The following is a 17,524-nucleotide window of genomic DNA, read 5'->3' as shown; positions in this document are numbered from 1 at the left end:
CCAAATGGCAATATTGGTGACAGGCGGAGCTGGTTATATTGGTAGCCATACCGTAGTAGAATTATTAAATTTAGGGAAGGAAGTCATAATTGTCGATAACCTTTCGAACTCTAGCATCTTGGTATTAGATCGGATTGAAGCAATTACAGGGAAACGTCCTGCGTTTTACGAATTAGATGTTTGTGATAAACAAGGATTGAGAAAAGTTTTTGAACAAGAATCTATTGAGGCAGCAATTCATTTTGCAGGATACAAAGCTGTTGGCGAATCCGTGCAAAAGCCTGTGATGTACTACGAAAATAATATTATGAGCACATTAGCTCTTGTTGAAGTGATGTCAGAGTTTAAAGTTAAGAAGATTGTATTTTCATCGAGTGCGACTGTATACGGTATTCACAATCAATCACCCCTCATTGAGACAATGCCGACAAGTGCAACAAATCCTTATGGGTACACCAAAGTGATGCTTGAACAAATTTTAAAAGATGTTCATGTAGCAGATTCAGAGTGGAGTATTGCATTGCTTCGTTATTTCAATCCGATTGGGGCTCACGAGTCTGGGTTGATTGGTGAAAACCCTTCAGGAATTCCTAACAACTTGATGCCTTTTATTGCACAAGTAGCGGTAGGTAAGCGACCAGAGTTAAGCGTTTTTGGAAATGATTATGATACGGTAGATGGTACTGGTGTTCGAGATTATATCCATGTAGTGGATTTAGCGATTGGCCACATAAAAGCGTTAGAAAAAGTATCTGAAAAAACAGATGTTTATATTTATAACCTTGGTTCAGGAGAAGGCACTAGTGTATTACAACTTGTAAATACATTTGAAAGTGTTAATAGGGTTCCAATTCCTTATAAAATTGTTCCAAGACGATCAGGAGACGTCGCGACTTGTTATGCAAATGCAGACAAAGCTTATAAGGAATTAAATTGGAAGACAACGAAATCAGTTGAAGACATGTGTAGAGATACATGGAATTGGCAATCGAAAAATCCAAACGGATATCGATAGTATAATTCTGCTTTGTAATAGTAAAAAAGACAATAAAAATAGGAATAAAAAAAATTATGAAAACGGTTGACAAGAAATCGGTTACACACTATAATGAAGTTACCGTTTGACACCGGTGTCAAAAACAAAAGAAGGAAGAATAACATGAAAAATCTTACAAAAATAAAATTTAAAGAAAATGGAGAATTTAATCATTTTCCAGGTAACACTGTTGTTGCCAATCTTTATACAAATCCAGATTTAATGGAAGTTGTGGATATTATTCAGGCTCGCTATAGAGAATTACCTTTTATTGATAAATTTACTCTCACCCCTAGAGATTCTATTCATATGACTGTAATTGAATTGCTTTGCCATGAAAATCGTGAGACTGAATTTTGGAGTAGCCATCTACCATTGGATACACCATTACAAGAAATCCATGATTACTTTGCAAAACAACTAGAAATTTTCCCATTGCTAAATGAAGAGATTCATATGCGTGTGACTGAAATGGGAAATCAAAATATTTTAGTTGAACCAGCAGATGAAAAATCCGCTAAACGATTAGAAAAAATTAGAACTTATGTTTCTGAAAAAGCAGGTGTTCGTTTCCCTAACCATGATCGTTACCAATTCCATATCTCAATTGGATATCTTCGAGTTCCATTAACTGAAGAAGAAAATGAAGAGTTTACTAAAGTGAAAAAGGAATTAACAAAAGTTTTACTTGAAAAAGTTCCTGTCATTACTGTAAATCGTATCGATTATACAGTGTTTGAAGATATGAGACGTTTTGTTCCATATTGCGAAAAGTTTGGAAAATAAAAATTACAAATAAAAACAAAAAGGAGATTTCAAAATGAAAAAATCGAAATTTTTAAAAACTTTACTAGCTGCAGGGCTTGCAGTTACAACATTAGCTGCATGCTCAGGAGGAGCAAATAGTTCATCAAACGCTACAACCACTGCACCTCAAGCACAATCAGAAGAAAAAGCGGATAAGAGCCAAGAATTAGTAATTTATTCTAACTCTGTTTCAAATGGACGTGGAGATTGGCTAACTGCTAAAGCGAAAGAAGCTGGTTTCAACATTCGTATGGTGGATATCGCTGGTGCCCAATTAGCTGACCGTGTTATCGCTGAAAAAAATAACTCAGTAGCAGATATGATATTTGGTATTGGTGCGGTAGACTCAAACAAACTTCGTGACGCAAATCTTTTAACACAATTCAAACCAGATTGGATTGATAAGATTGATGCATCATTAGCAGATAAAAATGGATACTATAACCCAGTTATTGTTCAACCTTTAGTATTAATTGGGAATCCAGAAGCTAAAGAAATGCCTAAAGACTGGACTGAATTAGCAGAAAAATATAAAGGTCAATACTCTATCTATGGATTAACAGGAGGAACAGGACGTGCGATTTACGCAAGTATCTTAGTTCGTTACCTTGATGAAAAAGGAGATTTAGGCGTATCAGAAAAAGGATGGGAAGTTGCAAAAGAATATTTTGCAAATGCCTATACTCTTCAAAAAGGTGAAAGCTCAGTTGTTAAAGTGTTAGATAAAGAAAGCCCAATCCAATACGGTATGATGTGGGGTTCTGGAGCGTTAGTCGGACAAAAAGAACAAAATGTTGAATTCAAAGTAATGTCACCTGAAATCGGGGTTCCATTCGTAACTGAACAAACAATGATCCTTAACACAAGTAAGAAACAAGCATTAGCAAAAGAATTCATCAACTGGTTCGGTCAAGCTGAAATTCAAGCAGAATACAGCCAAAAATTTGGTTCTATTCCAGCGAATAAAGATGCTGTAAAAGAATTACCAGAAGCAACTAAGAAATTTGTTGACCAACTTAAACCACAAGATATTAACTGGGAAGTTGTTGGTAAATACTTAGACCAATGGGTTGAAAAAGCTGAATTAGAATACGTTAAATAATATTAAATGTTGAATTAATCGATAAGAGTCTCGCTAGGATTCTACTCTATGCCATAGAAAGAGTCTACGCGAGACTTTTTAAGATAACACAAAGGAGTAAACGATATGATTAAATTTGATAACATTCAAATTAAATACGGTGATTTTATTGCGATTGACAATTTGAATTTAGAAATTAACGAAGGGGAGTTCTTTACATTCTTAGGACCTTCTGGATGCGGAAAGTCAACGACTTTACGTGCATTAGTTGGATTTTTAGATCCATCGGCAGGTCGCATTGAAGTAAATGGTAAGGATGTTACTAAATTAGAACCTGAAAAACGTGGAATCGGAATTGTGTTCCAATCTTATGCATTATTCCCAACAATGACAGTTTTTGATAATATTGCATTTGGTTTGAAAGTGAAGAAAGTAGCTCCAGATGTGATTAAAGCAAAAGTTGCAGCGGTAGCAGCAAAAATTAAAATTTCTGACCAACAATTAAAACGTAATGTATCAGAATTATCAGGTGGACAACAACAACGTGTGGCACTAGCTCGTGCGTTAGTATTAGAACCAAAAATTCTCTGTCTTGATGAACCACTTTCTAACTTGGATGCTAAATTACGTGTAGACTTAAGAAAAGAATTGAAACGTCTACAAAAAGATTTAGGAATTACAACATTGTACGTTACTCACGACCAAGAAGAAGCGTTAACATTGTCAGATAGAATCGCTGTATTTAACAATGGATTCATTGAACAAGTGGGAACACCTCCTGAAATTTATCATCAATCAAAAACAGAGTTTGTTTGTGACTTTATCGGAGATATTAATGTCCTTTCTGAAGAAACTGTCCATGAGATTTTAGAAAATAATCCAAACGTTCCTTTACAAGATAAAAAAGGATATATTCGTTTAGAAAAAATTAGATTCAGACGTGAAACAGAAGGAGATATAGTTCTTAAAGGAACAATCATCGATACAGAATTCTCTGGTGTTACAGTTCGTTACACAGTTAAAGTGTCTGATCATCAAGTGTTAAACGTAACACGTATTGATAGTCAATTTGCAATTAAATCTGCTGGGGAAAATGTGGAACTTTATATTACGCCTTCAGATGTCGTGCAATATTAGGGAGGTACAACATGCGTCATAAGTTAAATTGGAAAGATTGGCTCATTCGTATAGGGCTAATCTGGTTCCTCGTAACGTTTATTATTTATCCAAACTTTGATTTGGTTGTGAATGTATTTGTCAAAGATGGACAATTCTCGCTAGATGCTGTTAATCGTGTACTTAAATCACCACGTGCAATTCAAAGTATTATGAACAGTTTTAAACTAGCATTCTCGTTAATTATTACAGTTAACGTAGTCGGTCTTCTTTGTGTGTTGTTCACAGAATACTTCGATATTAAAGGTGCCAAGATCCTAAAACTTGGATATATGACATCTTTAATTTATGGTGGTGTGGTTCTTGCAACAGGGTATAAATTCGTATACGGCCCTTATGGAATGATTACAAGAATTCTTCAAAACTTCCTACCAAACCTTGATCCAAACTGGTTTGTGGGATATGGTGCTGTATTATTCATTATGACCTTCTCAGGTACAGCCAACCATACATTGTTCTTAACAAATACCATTCGTGGTGTCGATTATCATACTATTGAAGCAGCGCGTAATATGGGAGCAAAACCATTTACAGTATTCAGAAAAATTGTTTTACCAACATTAACGCCAACATTATTTGCCTTAACAATTATGATCTTCTTAAGTGGGCTATCAGCAGTTGCGGCTCCAATGATTGTAGGGGGTAAACAATTTCAAACAATTAACCCGATGATTATCACATTTGCAGGGATGGGGAACTCTCGTGACCTTGCTGCATTACTTGCGATTGTCCTAGGGATTGCAACAACAATCTTATTAAGTATCATGAATAAGATTGAAAAAGGTGGAAATTATATTTCAATTTCTAAAACAAAAGCACCTTTGAAAAAACAAAAGATTACTTCAAAACCATGGAATATCATTGCGCATATCGTGGCATACGCTTTATTCGTAGTATTCATGTTACCTTTGATTTTCATTGTCTTGTACTCATTCACTGATCCAGTGGCGATTCAAACAGGTAACTTGTCATTAGCTAACTTTACTCTAGAAAACTATCACCAATTCTTCAGTAATAGTGTTGCGTTCTCACCATTCTTAGTCAGCTTTGTATATGCTATTCTTGCTGCTATCACTGCGACAGTTCTTGCCGTTGTATTTGCACGTGTGGTTCGTAAACATAAAGCTCGCTTTGACTCACTCTTTGAATATGGTGCATTATTACCATGGCTATTACCAAGTACTTTATTAGCAATTAGTTTACTATTTACATTTAACCAACCACAACCACTTGTATTTAATCAAATTCTTGTGGGAACATTTGTAATCTTACTAATTGCCTATATTATTGTAAAAATTCCATTCTCTTATCGTATGGTTCGTGCTATTTTGTTTAGCGTTGATGACGAGATGGAAGATGCAGCTCGTAGTATGGGGGCATCATCATTCTATACGATGATGAAGGTTATTATTCCGTTTATTTTACCGGTAGTACTTTCAGTTATTGCTCTTAACTTTAACTCTCTATTAACAGACTTCGACTTATCTGTATTCTTATATCATCCATTAGCTCAACCTTTAGGTATTACTATCCGTTCAGCTGGTGATGAAACAGCAACATCAAATGCACAAGCACTTGTCTTTGTATATACAATTGTATTGATGATTATTTCTTCAACAGTACTTTACTTCACACAAAGACGTGGCAAAACAACTAGAAAATAATTATGGTTACAACAGGTATTGAATTAACGAATACAGATATTTTTATCCGAATTGCATTGTCTTTGATAGCCGGAATGGTTATCGGCATGGAGCGAGGTAGTAAATCGCAACCAGCAGGAATTAGAACGCATAGTGTCGTTTGTGTTGCTGCATGTTTGATTATGATGACAAATGAATTTGTTTCTTATAAGTTTGGGACAGGAGATCCGACCAGATTAGGAGCGCAGGTTGTTTCGGGAGTCGGCTTCTTAGGGGCTGGAACGATCCTTGTCACAGAAAAGAAAAAGGTTACAGGACTAACCACAGCCGCTGGTATTTGGGGCTCTGCAGGAATAGGACTCGCAATTGGAGTCGGCTTTTATCAGGGAGCGATTTTAGCAGCCGTTTCTATTTGGGGCGTGATATCCATGTTCCAACCGTTAAAGATGTATCTACAAAAACGCTCTCGAGTAATTGAACTCTATATTGTAGTCAATTCCACGGAAGCCTATAATCGTGTATTAGTCTATTGTGCAGAAAATCGAATTCGAATCACTGACTCTAGGACGGCATTTGGAGAAGCCAATCAAAGTCGAATCCAGTATTTCGATGTACCAGAAAAGAAAATTGCTTCTTTTGTAACGTTAGAATTAGCTGGCAGCTTTGAACATCTTCGACTTATGGAAGAACTTTCTAATCTTCCAGGCGTCATTTATGTTGAAGAGATTAGTTAATTTTGGATGAAAGAGCAGGGGATTCCTTGCTCTTTTTTAGATGAATAAGTATTCGCTAAAGAGATTTCGAATGCCAATTTCCTAGTATTGGATGGATAGAGGAGTTATTATGGGATGAAAGTATGTAAGATAAATTTTGATAATGGCAGCATTCGATATTATAATAGAAAATGCCTAGTAAAAGAATGTCATATTTATACATTTCATGAGTTATGCGAATGGGTATGGGCATTTCATCTTCCAATGGATCAAATAATAAAAAAAGTAATTTTCAAAGAAATGATAGTACCAATTTTAGAAAGTTACATCAATCAAATAGATCAAGAACTAAAAGAAATGAATTGTCTCACGGAATTATATTTGATAGAATTATGCGGTATTCCAATATCTTACGCGTTTATTCAAGCGATGATCATCAGATATTTTGAATTGCTTGGATATAAAAGTGAACTCTTAAGATTTCGAGTGAACAGAATGTATCAATAATGACGATTAGTATAGTTATCGAAAAAATAAATTTATAAGGAGTAAGGATGGAAAAGTTTAAGAGAAAGGCTACTATTTATGATATTGCGCGCATTTCAGGGGTCTCTCCTAAGACTGTTTCCCGTGTTATCAATGGTGGTGATGGAGTTAGAACAGAAACTTACCAGTCTGTGATGAAGGTAATTGAAGAACTGTCTTATATTCCAAATGCGTATGCACAAAATCTGACTAAGAAAGAAACAACGAATATTCTCATTTCAGTCAAGAAGATGGAGTCCTTCCCATTAATCTGGTTCCAGACACTATTGGATAAGGTTTTACAAACTTGTAAAGAAATGGGAGTCAATGCAATCGTCGAGTATTTTGGTGAAGGGGATTCAATTAAGGATTCTATTATTTCAAGTACTGGAAGTTTAGTCGATGGAGTTATTGTCTTTTATGAAGGTAAAGATGATAGTAGAATTCAATATTTAAAGAAAAATAATATGCCTTTTATTGTGTTTGGGAAATCACAGACAGAAGGTGTTATTTATGTTTCGAATAATGATTTCCAAGCAATGCACGATTTGATGGGAGCCGTTTCTGATAAAGGGCTTCGTGACATGTGGCTACTAATGGGTGGAGAGTCACTTGTCAATAAAGATCGTGAGAAGGGTGCTCGTACTTTTGTAAAAGAGAAAAAGTATGAAATTGCTTTAGAAGTTGTTTATGGATTAGCTACGATTGAATCTGTGTATCATTATGCGATGGAGAATTTAACAGGTACGAATATACCGGATATTATATTTGTCTCTGGGGATGAAAAAGTCCAAGGGATTATTCGTGCGTGTTACGAAAAAGGAATCTCGATTCCTGACCAATTAGCTATTGTAGGGTTTGACAACATTCCAATAGCACAATATTATACACCTGCATTATCAACCATTTCTCCAGATTATAGTCAGTTAGCAAAAGAAATGATTGATGGAGTTCTTGCGATTATCAATGGAGATAAAAGAAAATCTGTAGAGGTTTCTACAACTCTTGTCAGACGACAATCGTTTTAAGCAGAGCACGGTGCAGATAATATAAATGTCTTAAAAATGTCTTAAAATGAAAGTAAGCTTTTAGAGTTTATTTCCATTTTTTGTTTCCTGATTTCAGTTTATTTGCTAGGAGGAAAGACAGCAGTTTGATGAACTGTAACATCTCACATTGCGCGATGGTCGCCAGAGTGTTATAATAGGCACTGTTTTTTATTGAACATGATTTGTTTTCAGACAATTTACATAATATGAAAATTATTTACAGTAGAAAGGGGAGAACAAGATGTCTACACGTAAAAAAGTATCACTTTCAGAAGTGAATCAATCGATAGAAACTCCTAATAATAATCATTTTTGGCAAAATTTACGAGCTTTCTTGGGACCAGGTGCTCTTGTAGCGGTAGGGTACATGGATCCAGGAAACTGGATAACGAGTGTGGTTGGAGGAGCTTCTTATAAATATACATTGCTCTTTGTTATTCTTGTTTCGTCATTAATTGCGATGCAGTTGCAACAAATGTCCGGGAAACTAGGAATTGTAGCACGAATGGACTTAGCACAAGCGACGGCTCATCATGCACCTAAATGGTTGCGTCATATTTTATGGGTGATTGTCGAGTTAGCGCTGATGGCTACTGACTTAGCAGAAGTGCTAGGGTCGGCCATTGCATTGAATCTCTTGTTTGGCATTCCAATTATGGGAGCCATCTTTATTACCGTTCTAGACGTATTTTTACTGTTAGGAATTATGAAGATGGGCTTCAAGAAAATCGAAGCGATTGTATCGACCTTGATTTTTACGATTCTTTTGATTTTCGTGTATCTTGTAGCGCTAGCAGACCCAAGTATCTCTGGAATTTTCCAAGGATTCTTACCGACAGCGCAGTTGTTTGATAAGACAGCACCAGGGCACGAGAGTATATTAACATTAGCACTCGGGATTGTCGGAGCAACCGTGATGCCACATAACTTATACTTGCATTCGTCACTGTCTCAAACAAGAAAAGTCGATTACAATGATCCAAACGATATTCGTAAAGCGGTTCGGTTTATGACATGGGATTCGAACATTCAGTTAAGTTTAGCATTCATTGTGAACTCGCTGTTATTAATTTTAGGAGCCGCATTGTTCTTCGGACATGCTTCTGAAATCTCTGCTTTCTCGCAAATGTACAATGCGTTGCAAGATTCAAAAATTGCCGGGGCAGTCGCAAGTTCCACTCTTTCGACACTGTTTGCGGTCGCTCTATTAGCTAGTGGTCAAAATTCAACCATTACGGGAACATTGACCGGGCAAATCGTGATGGAAGGCTTCTTGCATATGAAATTACCACAATGGATTATCCGACTCGTAACACGATTGTTTGCGTTGTTACCTGTGATTGTAGTGGCAATCCTCTTTGGGGCAAAGGAGAAAACATTGGACCAACTCTTGGTCTATTCACAAGTATTCTTATCAGTGGCATTACCATTTTCCATCTTTCCATTGATTTACTTTACTTCAAAGAAATCACTCATGGGAGAATTTACCAACGCCAAATGGAATACTTTCCTTGGATATGCGGTAGCAATTATCCTAACCATCTTAAACTTTAAGTTAATTATTGATTTATTCTAAAACCAAACGGGCATCTTCGGGTGCTCGTTTTTTCTTTGGTCCTCTGTCAATATAGAGCTTCCTCAAGTACATAGATGTAGGTAAAAATTTTCATGCGAAAACTCCTAATCTTCACAGAAGTTTTGTTGTTTTTTTCAAGAGAATAGGATAGATTATAAGTGAGAAGAATGGAACCGCATTCAAAAGACAGTGCGGTTTCTATACGGTAAAGAAGCATGGAGAAATCCTCCCCAAGAACAATGGCATGTATAAAATCGTTGAACCTTAAGACATAAGATGTAGAGGAGAGAATGTTGGACCAACGCAAAGGGATATAGTTGTCATCCTTAAGAAGAGAGAATGGAGGAATTAGGATGAAAAAGAGTCTTATTTTGCTGCTATGTATGAATGTGTTGCTATTATCGTCTTGCAAGTCTCCTAGTGAACAAAACAAGACAACGACCTTGGATACTTCTATAGAAACCTCAACTACCAAGCAAGTGGCAGAGCAGTCGCAAACGAGTGAAACAACGACTACCATGCCAGTGACTACGCAAGAAACAACAACGAGTGTCACTGCTCAAGAAACACAAAAAGAAACCACAACCGAGGCTGTGCCCCCAACGCCTAAGCGTCGTAAGAAGATTTGTCTGTCACTCCGCAAATTCAAGAAGAATGGTATTTCTGCGCTCCAGCAACGGTGAGTATGATTCTTTCCACTCAGGGGAAATTCGTTTCTCAGCGACAACTGGCACAGGAGATGGGGACTTATGTACCATTTGGAACGCATAATAAAGATGCCATTCGTGTGTTGAATCAGCATTTATTTGGCTATTCGCTCCCTAAGGACGGACAGGCTGGATATCGACTAGCCGTTGTTACGAATGCAAGTACAAATTCTGAAGAGATGAGAGTATTCAAGGAGCGCGTTCGCAAAAATATTGATGATGGCTATCCAATGTATTACACTTTTACCCTTTCCAAAATTTATCCTGGAAAAAATGGGGAGCATAATGTGATTGGAATTGGGTATGAATTGACTCCAGATGGAAAAGATATTTCAGCGATTTATTATTTAGACTCCATGACACATGAACAAGATCCTGTGTATGGTGGTTTAAAAAAGGTGACGCCAGAAGAGCTGCTTGAAGCAATGGCGGCTTGCGAGGAACCTAATTATGCCTGGTAAGAGAATGATGAATTAAAAAATAGGATTAGAAGGAAAGTGAGAGGAAATATCAATGAAAAACTTTTCTAGAACAATAAAAATAGGTTTATGTGCGGCAACGCTAGTGACATTAGCTGGATGTGCACAGACATTAGTAAGATCCGAGTCAAAGAGTGTGGCGGAAACAACTGCTCCATCGACAACTGTCGCAAGCACAAAGGAAGAAACGCCGCAATGGGTCGCATCCTATACGAATATGTCGAACCAGAGCAGTATTGATGAAGTGAAGGCGTTACTCTCTGCATACATCGATAAAGAGAGTGTAGAATCATTCTTAAAATTGGTGAAGGAGTACAATGAAATTGTGGGTGAGACGGGTCTTCAAGGAGATTTTGAGTCTTTCACCAAAACAGAGTATGACGTAGAGAAAATCAGTAATCTTTGGAATGCGAAGATGGGTGATTTTGTCGGAACGAACTGCCGCATTAATACGTATGCATTATTGAAAAATAGCATTGAGATTCCTCCGATTGAAAAAGATGATACGCTCCTTTTCATTGATAATGATGCCATTGACAAAGGAAAATTATTTAGCTCTGAGGATAAAGAAGCGTTAAATCGATTATTCTCGAGAGTAAAAACAGAAGCGACAACCGATGTGAAAGTGCATGCTGCGAAAATGGAGCAATTCCTTTCTCAGTTCAAATTTAATGAGAATGCACGAATGCTTTCCGTAGTGATTCATGATAATCTGGATGGCGAGTCTCTCTTTATTGGCCATGTCGGTGTATTAGTGCCAACGAGTGATGGGTTCCTTTTTGTTGAGAAGCTGACGTTTGAGGAGCCATATCAGGCGATTAAATTTGCTTCCAAAGAAGATGTTTACAAGTATCTTTCAACGAAATACCAAGACTATACCGGAGAAGGCTTAGCAAAACCGTTCATTATGGATAACAACAAATGGGTAGAGATGAAGTAAAAATAAGTTGTTCGTCTTGATCATAGAATCTGGAAGTAACGAGGAAGTGTGAAAAGATGGCTTCTAGCAAGGAATATCTAGCCTATATTTTAGAGGAATTATCAGGATTAGAGGATATCCGCTATCGAGCAATGATGGGGGAATACATTTTGTATTTCCGGGAAAAGGTTGTCGGTGGTATTTATGATGATCGACTCCTAATCAAAAATGTGACAGCTGCCAGAGAAAGCATGCCTGACGCTTCATTGGAAAAGCCTTATGAAGGGGCAAAAGAAATGCTCTTAGTGGAAAATGTAGAAGATAAGGAGTTCTTAACGGATTTGTTTAAAGCTATCTATGATGAACTGCCATCTCCCAAACCCAAGAAAAAGAAATGATGGCTGGAGGAGGTTGCCGAGTGGTGGACGATTAGCAGGCAGTCCTCTGAATCCATAAAGTAATGATAACACCTGTAGTAGTTTCAAAGTGCTACAGGTGTTTTTGACGTGCTGGAAAAAATAGTAGAATGGGAATAGAACCTTCCTCTGTTATTTGGTATAATAACGATACAGTTTAAAGAGATTTGAGGCGAAATCAATGAAGCCAGAAGAGTATTCTTGGAATGAGTGGGAACAAAATCGTTATATCAATGGGGACGTGAAGGTCCCGTCTGATTATAAAATTAAAGTCACCGATATCCCGGAGAAGAGGCTGGAGTTAGAAATAATCCTTGAACAATTACCGCATAAAGAGGTCGCTCGTTGGGCTGTTGAAAATGCCCGTAATTTTATAGAGGATATTGAAAGCTTTGCTGATAAGGAATCTATTCTAGAGGAAACTTTGAATGTATTTCAACAGCGACTCGAAGGCAAGATAAGCGCCTATCAGCTTCGGCAAGCAGGATTTTTAGCAAACACTTTATCAAAGCGGTCGAAGGCGGACATCAGTAAGTTTGCCGCCAGAGTGTACGCTCAAACCATAGCATCGGCTCATATGAGAGGACATGCGATTGTTTCTTCTGATTATGCGATCAAAGTCATCCAACTGAAGTATCCAAAAAATTTAGACCGAGTAAGAGTGGAAAGAGAACGACAAATCGCATTAGGGCGAGACTTTTTAAAGAAAGTAGGACACTAAAGATGAACATGAGTATTAGAGAAATTATAGATAAAAAGGAAAAAGAATCGATTTCAAAAGAAGTTTTATATGATCTTCCGGAATGGTTTGGAATGCCAGAAAGCACGCAGGAATATGTCGATGATGCGATGGATAAGCCGTTTCTAGCTTGTTTTGTAGAGGATAAACTCGCAGGATATGTCGTTCTGAATGCTACGAGTGAGGATTGTGCAGATATTTTTGTGATGGGAGTCAAAAAGGAATTTCACCGCAAAGGAATCGGCCAAAAATTGAATGAGGCGTATGAACAACTAGCCAAGAGTTTAGGGTACACTTATTCTCAAGTGAAGACTGTAAAAATGGGGCATTACGAACAGTATGATCGCACGAATCTTTTTTATAAGGCGATGGGGTATAAGGAGTTAGAATGCTTCCCGACTTTGTGGGATGAATGGAATCCGTGTCAAATCTATATTAAATATTTAGGGGAATGAAGCGGAAGATTACAAAAGAAAATAGGACACAGAGGAGAATTCGATGAAAGTAAAGAAGATTGGTATCGTCAGTTTGTCTAGCGGAATTTTAGGGGAGAGTTTCATTCAACATGAACTCAATCTTGGGAAGAAACGATTAGAAGAATATGGGATAGAAGTTGTATTTTTACCTCATGCATTAAAAGGGCTAGAATTTATAAAGCAACATCCTGAATGTAGAGCGCAAGACTTACTAACCGCTTTTCAGGATGATTCGATAGAGTTGATTTTATGTGCCATTGGTGGAGATGATACGTACAGATTGCTGCCTTATTTATTTGAACAAGACGCACTTAAAACGGTTGCCAAGCAAAAGATTTTTTTAGGTTTCTCAGATACGACCATCAATCATTTGATGTTGCATAAGGTGGGTGTTCGCAGTTTCTATGGGCAAGCGTTTTTGCCAGATGTGTGTGAACTTTCAAAGGAAATGCTTCCATATACAAAATCGTATTTTGAGGAATTACTGACAACGGGAAGAATTAAAGAAATCCGACCGAGCGACATCTGGGTTCAAGAAAGAGAAGACTTTAGTGAAAAAGGACTAGGAGTTTCGATGCCAAGTTTTCCAAATCACGGGTTTGAGTTGCTTTCAGGGGCTGCTCAGTTTACGGGGCAAATCCTAGGAGGGTGCTTGGAATCCATGGCAGAATGTCTCGAAAATTCAAGATATGAGGATACGGTTCGCCTCGTGCACCAGTATCAACTATTTCCTACTTTAGAAGAATGGAAAGGAAAAATTTTGCTTCTAGAGACGAGTGAAGAACAACCGACTCCTGAACACTTCCAAAAAATGATTCAAACACTAGAACGCTACGGACTTTTTGATGTGGTGTCTGGTGTGCTTGTTGGAAAACCACAAAATGAAACTTACTATGATGAGTATAAAGAGATTCTTCTGGCAGAATTAGGGGAGAAGCAGCTACCCATTGCCTACAATATCAATGTTGGGCATGCGACACCTCGTTGTATTATTCCTTTTGGGATTGAAGCTCAAGTGAATGTGGACGACCAAGTGATTCGTTTTATCTATGAATAATAAAATTACAGAAGTGAGAATAATGGAGCAGACTCAAATGTGGAAGGGGAGTCTGCTTTCATTTTTCTAAAACAATGACGGCATCTTCCAAGATGTATTTACTGACAAATGGGAATAGAAATGCCATAATGAGGTGAATTCTAATAAATTTGGGTATTGGATGAAATCGGTACTGTATAGGGAATCCGAACCTGAGGACTAAAACTCTTATGGAAAAGGAGTAAATATGGAAATAAAAAGATGTGATTGGGCTAACCATAGTCTACTTGAACAAAAATACCATGATGAAAAGTGGGGAATCCCTATCTTTGACGATAAGGAATTATTTAAAATGCTTTGTTTAGAAGGGATGCAAGCGGGGCTCAGTTGGTCTACGATCCTTCAAAAAATGGAAGGGTTGTGTAAAGCCTTTGATAACTTTGATCCAGACATTGTGGTGAACTATGATGAAGACAAGGAAGCTGAGCTCCTTCAAAATAAAGAAATCATCCGAAATCGATTGAAAGTAAAATCTGTTGCGAACAACGCCAAAGCTTACTTTAAGATATGTGAAGAGTTTGGGTTGTTTAGCGACTATTTATGGGGATTTGTCAATCATACGCCAATCATCAATTCTTGGAAATCTATAACAGAAGTCCCCGCAAAAACGGAGCTTTCGGACAAAATCAGTAAAGATTTGAAGAAAAGAGGCTTTAAATTTATTGGTTCGACTATTATTTATGCATTTATGCAATCGGTAGGGATGGTAAATGACCACCTTCTGGACTGTGAGTTTAGAAGGGTAGAGAAGAATTAAAATTTATTTTGAATAGGAGAAAGGTGAAGGAGAAACATGAAAAAAATCGCAGCAAACGAGTTTAAAAAATTATACCAAACAAGTGAAATCACGGTATTAGATGTACGAGAAAAGGGAGAATTTCAAGACGGACATATTCCAACAGCAAAGAACTTTCCTCTAAGTACGTTGGAACAAGAGTATACAACATTAAATCCAGAGCAAAAATACTACGTCATCTGCCAAGGGGGCATGCGTTCAGCAAGGGCTTGTCAATTTTTGGAAGAAAAAGGCTTTGACGTGACGAATGTTGAAGGTGGCATGAACCATTGGCAAGCTTAAAGAAAACGACAGAAGTTCAACTTGAGCCTTTTAACAAAAGCTTCTTGCAAGAGATTTGGAAGATTGGTTTTTCAACGTATCAACCAGAGTGGACGAAGTGGAATGCGCCTTATTTTAATGATTATCGTAAGTTTGACGATGTCAAAAGCTTCGAAGAAAGCCCTGTTGCAGCCTTTTTAATGAGCGAAGATTGCCGATGTATTGTCACTGGAGGTCTGCCTGTGGGGATGGTTTCAAAAACATGGGTGGATAAAGCTACACGGTGGCTAGAAATCGGGATTGTGATTTATGACGATCAGTTGTGGGGCGATGGAATTGCAACAAACGCGCTGACGAAGTGGGTGGATGCTATTTTCCAAGAAATCGATGCGCTCGAACATATTGGAATGACGACTTGGAGTGGGAACAGTGCGATGATGGCCGTTGCTGAAAAATTAGGGTTCCTAAAAGAAGGTCAAATCCGCAAAGTCCGTTACTATCAAGGAAAGTATTATGACAGCGTAAAGTATGGAATTTTACGCGAAGAGTGGACTACAAGAGCATAACAATAAAGAAAGAGACTGATTACGCGAATCAGTCTCTTTTAGTATGCAAGTCGTGATTATTTTCCAGGAGTTTTTGGATCTAAGCCAAATGATTGTTCTAAAATTGGTCTTAAATTATTTATCGTATCCGCTGTACCTTCTATTGCGATAGCGTACACTTTATCACCTTTTTGAACGACCCATTCGTACATGTATTTACCATCAGAGAATGCAATTTTCATTAAGTAGGCATCCTCTCCAGCAAATTTAGCTCTTGAGCCTTGTAGACTAGTCTGTTGTTTGTCATTTTGCCAGTGGTCATACAAACGATTCGCAATTAACTCTGCGCCAAAGGTTTCTCCGTTAGCAAGTTTGACAGAGTCTTTAGTGTACGAGTTCATTGATAATACATTGTATTTATCTGGTGAAGAAAACTGGAATTGAGAACCAGTATTTTTATCTTGGTATGCGACCCAATCTTTAGGAACATTGACATAACCAGATGCTTCACGGCCAACGCGTTGAGTATCCGAAAGTGAAACTTCTTTAGTAGTAGAAGAAGCGCCAGCAGTTGTTGTTGGAGTAGTTGTAGTTTGTGTAGCCGTAGTTTCTTTAGCGACTTCAGTAGTTGGTGTTGCAACAGTATCTATTGCTTTCTTTTCGCCGTTCCCGCAAGCCGCTACCATTAATGCGGATAGAAGCGTAACAGAACCTAATAAAATTTTGTTTTTCATAATAATTAATCTCCTTCATTTAGTTCAGATTTTTGATTATTGTCCGGGAGTTTTTGCCTCTAAGCTCCATGTCTGTTCGATAACAGGTCTTAAAGCATTAAGCATATCCTCAGAACCTTCGACTTCGATGGCGTATATTATCTCACCTTTTTGGAAAAACCAACAGAGGTAGTATTTACCGTCTGTAAATAGGACTTTAAGTAAGAAAGCCTCCTCGCCAGCGAATTTGGCTTTTACACCTTTTATTTGGTCGACCTCTTTTGAGTTTTTTAACTTAGCGTATGTACGATTAGCCATTAACTCTGCACCAAATGTTTCACCGCTTCCAAGTTCTACTTTATCTTTAGTAAAATTGTATAGCACCACAGCATTATACTGATCTGGTGAAACATATTGTACTTTAGTTTCGCTATTCTTGATCCAGTCTTTAGGGATATTGAGATAACCAGTATCAGCATTCCCGATTCGTTGAGTGTCTGCAAGTGAGATTTCTTTTACGTCAGATGAAGCCCCAGCAGTTGTTGTAGTCGTTACAGTTGCAGTTGTGTTTGCTTGGGTTGTTGGTGCTGCTGTTGTCTCCGTTGCTTTCTTTTCGCCGTTCCCGCAAGCCGCTACCATTAACGCAGATAGAAGCGTTACGGAACCTAATAAAATTTTATTTTTCAAGATAATTGTTCTCCTCAACAGATTTATTATATTTGTTTTATATCACTTAGCAGATTGAATTTAAATAAAAAACATTTTCAAAGG

General features: G+C 37.5%; 21 protein-coding genes. 19 read left to right on the top strand and 2 right to left on the bottom strand.

Features of this window, described 5'->3' with window-relative positions; translation table 11 throughout:
* Positions 1–4: 4 nt before the first annotated feature.
* From galE to ADH99_RS03670, 19 genes are all read left to right on the top strand, one after another.
* Complete coding sequence (galE, locus tag ADH99_RS03755) at positions 5–1,015, top strand: UDP-glucose 4-epimerase GalE (protein WP_049554959.1); 1,011 nt, start codon at positions 5–7, stop codon at positions 1,013–1,015.
* A gap of 144 nt (positions 1,016–1,159) precedes the next feature.
* A complete protein-coding gene (locus ADH99_RS03750) occupies positions 1,160–1,822 on the top strand; it encodes a DUF1868 domain-containing protein (RefSeq protein WP_049555922.1) in 663 nt (220 codons plus the stop codon).
* Positions 1,823–1,856: 34 nt separating this feature from the next.
* Positions 1,857–2,945 (top strand): extracellular solute-binding protein, encoded by a 1,089-nt coding sequence (locus ADH99_RS03745; protein WP_049554957.1) that lies wholly within the window; start codon positions 1,857–1,859, stop codon positions 2,943–2,945.
* A gap of 105 nt (positions 2,946–3,050) precedes the next feature.
* Positions 3,051–4,061 carry an ABC transporter ATP-binding protein gene (locus ADH99_RS03740; protein WP_049554956.1) on the top strand — a complete coding sequence of 337 codons (1,011 nt, stop codon included), beginning with the start codon at positions 3,051–3,053 and terminating at the stop codon, positions 4,059–4,061.
* Positions 4,062–4,072: 11 nt separating this feature from the next.
* A complete protein-coding gene (locus tag ADH99_RS03735) occupies positions 4,073–5,764 on the top strand; it encodes an ABC transporter permease (RefSeq protein ID WP_049554955.1) in 1,692 nt (563 codons plus the stop codon).
* Positions 5,765–5,766: 2 nt separating this feature from the next.
* Positions 5,767–6,477: an MgtC/SapB family protein gene (locus ADH99_RS03730; RefSeq protein WP_049554954.1), complete on the top strand. Its 711-nt coding sequence runs from the start codon at positions 5,767–5,769 to the stop codon at positions 6,475–6,477.
* A gap of 114 nt (positions 6,478–6,591) precedes the next feature.
* Entirely contained in the window at positions 6,592–6,963 is a 372-nt protein-coding gene (locus ADH99_RS03725; protein ID WP_049554953.1) for a hypothetical protein, read from the top strand.
* Between the two features lie 47 nt (positions 6,964–7,010).
* Complete coding sequence (locus ADH99_RS03720) at positions 7,011–8,009, top strand: LacI family DNA-binding transcriptional regulator (protein WP_049554952.1); 999 nt, start codon at positions 7,011–7,013, stop codon at positions 8,007–8,009.
* Positions 8,010–8,271: 262 nt separating this feature from the next.
* Positions 8,272–9,606, top strand: a complete 1,335-nt coding sequence (locus tag ADH99_RS03715) for an Nramp family divalent metal transporter (RefSeq protein WP_049554951.1) — start codon at positions 8,272–8,274, stop codon at positions 9,604–9,606.
* Between the two features lie 353 nt (positions 9,607–9,959).
* Positions 9,960–10,289 (top strand): hypothetical protein, encoded by a 330-nt coding sequence (locus ADH99_RS10685; RefSeq protein WP_152903684.1) that lies wholly within the window; start codon positions 9,960–9,962, stop codon positions 10,287–10,289.
* Positions 10,232–10,774 (top strand): C39 family peptidase, encoded by a 543-nt coding sequence (locus ADH99_RS03710; protein WP_152903683.1) that lies wholly within the window; start codon positions 10,232–10,234, stop codon positions 10,772–10,774. The genes ADH99_RS10685 and ADH99_RS03710 overlap by 58 nt, the downstream gene beginning before the upstream one ends.
* Before the next feature lie 52 nt (positions 10,775–10,826).
* On the top strand, positions 10,827–11,732 hold the full coding sequence (locus ADH99_RS03705; protein WP_049554950.1) for a DUF4300 family protein: 906 nt from the start codon (positions 10,827–10,829) through the stop codon (positions 11,730–11,732).
* 56 nt (positions 11,733–11,788) lie between these two features.
* The gene (locus ADH99_RS03700) at positions 11,789–12,109 is read left to right on the top strand and encodes a TfoX/Sxy family protein (RefSeq protein WP_049554949.1); all 321 of its coding nucleotides are present in this window, start codon (positions 11,789–11,791) and stop codon (positions 12,107–12,109) included.
* Positions 12,110–12,308: 199 nt separating this feature from the next.
* A complete protein-coding gene (locus ADH99_RS03695; protein ID WP_049554948.1) occupies positions 12,309–12,848 on the top strand; it encodes a putative immunity protein in 540 nt (179 codons plus the stop codon).
* A gap of 2 nt (positions 12,849–12,850) precedes the next feature.
* Positions 12,851–13,321, top strand: a complete 471-nt coding sequence (locus ADH99_RS03690) for a GNAT family N-acetyltransferase (RefSeq protein ID WP_049554947.1) — start codon at positions 12,851–12,853, stop codon at positions 13,319–13,321.
* Positions 13,322–13,364: 43 nt separating this feature from the next.
* Positions 13,365–14,399: a S66 family peptidase gene (locus ADH99_RS03685; RefSeq protein WP_049554946.1), complete on the top strand. Its 1,035-nt coding sequence runs from the start codon at positions 13,365–13,367 to the stop codon at positions 14,397–14,399.
* A 226-nt stretch (positions 14,400–14,625) separates the two neighbouring features.
* Entirely contained in the window at positions 14,626–15,195 is a 570-nt protein-coding gene (locus ADH99_RS03680; RefSeq protein WP_049554945.1) for a DNA-3-methyladenine glycosylase I, read from the top strand.
* Between the two features lie 36 nt (positions 15,196–15,231).
* Positions 15,232–15,516 (top strand): rhodanese-like domain-containing protein, encoded by a 285-nt coding sequence (locus tag ADH99_RS03675; protein ID WP_049554944.1) that lies wholly within the window; start codon positions 15,232–15,234, stop codon positions 15,514–15,516.
* Positions 15,504–16,061 (top strand): GNAT family N-acetyltransferase, encoded by a 558-nt coding sequence (locus tag ADH99_RS03670; RefSeq protein ID WP_049554943.1) that lies wholly within the window; start codon positions 15,504–15,506, stop codon positions 16,059–16,061. Before ADH99_RS03675 ends, ADH99_RS03670 begins: the two co-directional genes overlap by 13 nt.
* Positions 16,062–16,117: 56 nt before the next feature.
* Here ADH99_RS03670 and ADH99_RS03665 read toward each other — a convergent pair whose 3' ends face one another.
* Together ADH99_RS03665 and ADH99_RS03660 are read right to left on the bottom strand one after the other, a co-directional pair.
* Positions 16,118–16,774, bottom strand: coding sequence for a hypothetical protein (locus ADH99_RS03665; RefSeq protein WP_049554942.1), 657 nt, complete (start codon positions 16,772–16,774; stop codon positions 16,118–16,120).
* A gap of 36 nt (positions 16,775–16,810) precedes the next feature.
* Positions 16,811–17,440 (bottom strand): hypothetical protein, encoded by a 630-nt coding sequence (locus tag ADH99_RS03660; protein ID WP_049554941.1) that lies wholly within the window; start codon positions 17,438–17,440, stop codon positions 16,811–16,813.
* Between the last annotated feature and the right edge of the window lie 84 nt (positions 17,441–17,524).

It is taken from the genome of Granulicatella sp. 572.rep1_STHE, from assembly GCF_001073445.1.
GTDB classification, from domain to species: domain Bacteria; phylum Bacillota; class Bacilli; order Lactobacillales; family Aerococcaceae; genus Granulicatella; species Granulicatella adiacens.
Note: the sequence above shows the minus strand (reverse complement) of the source record. Positions and strands in the feature narration are given on the sequence as shown.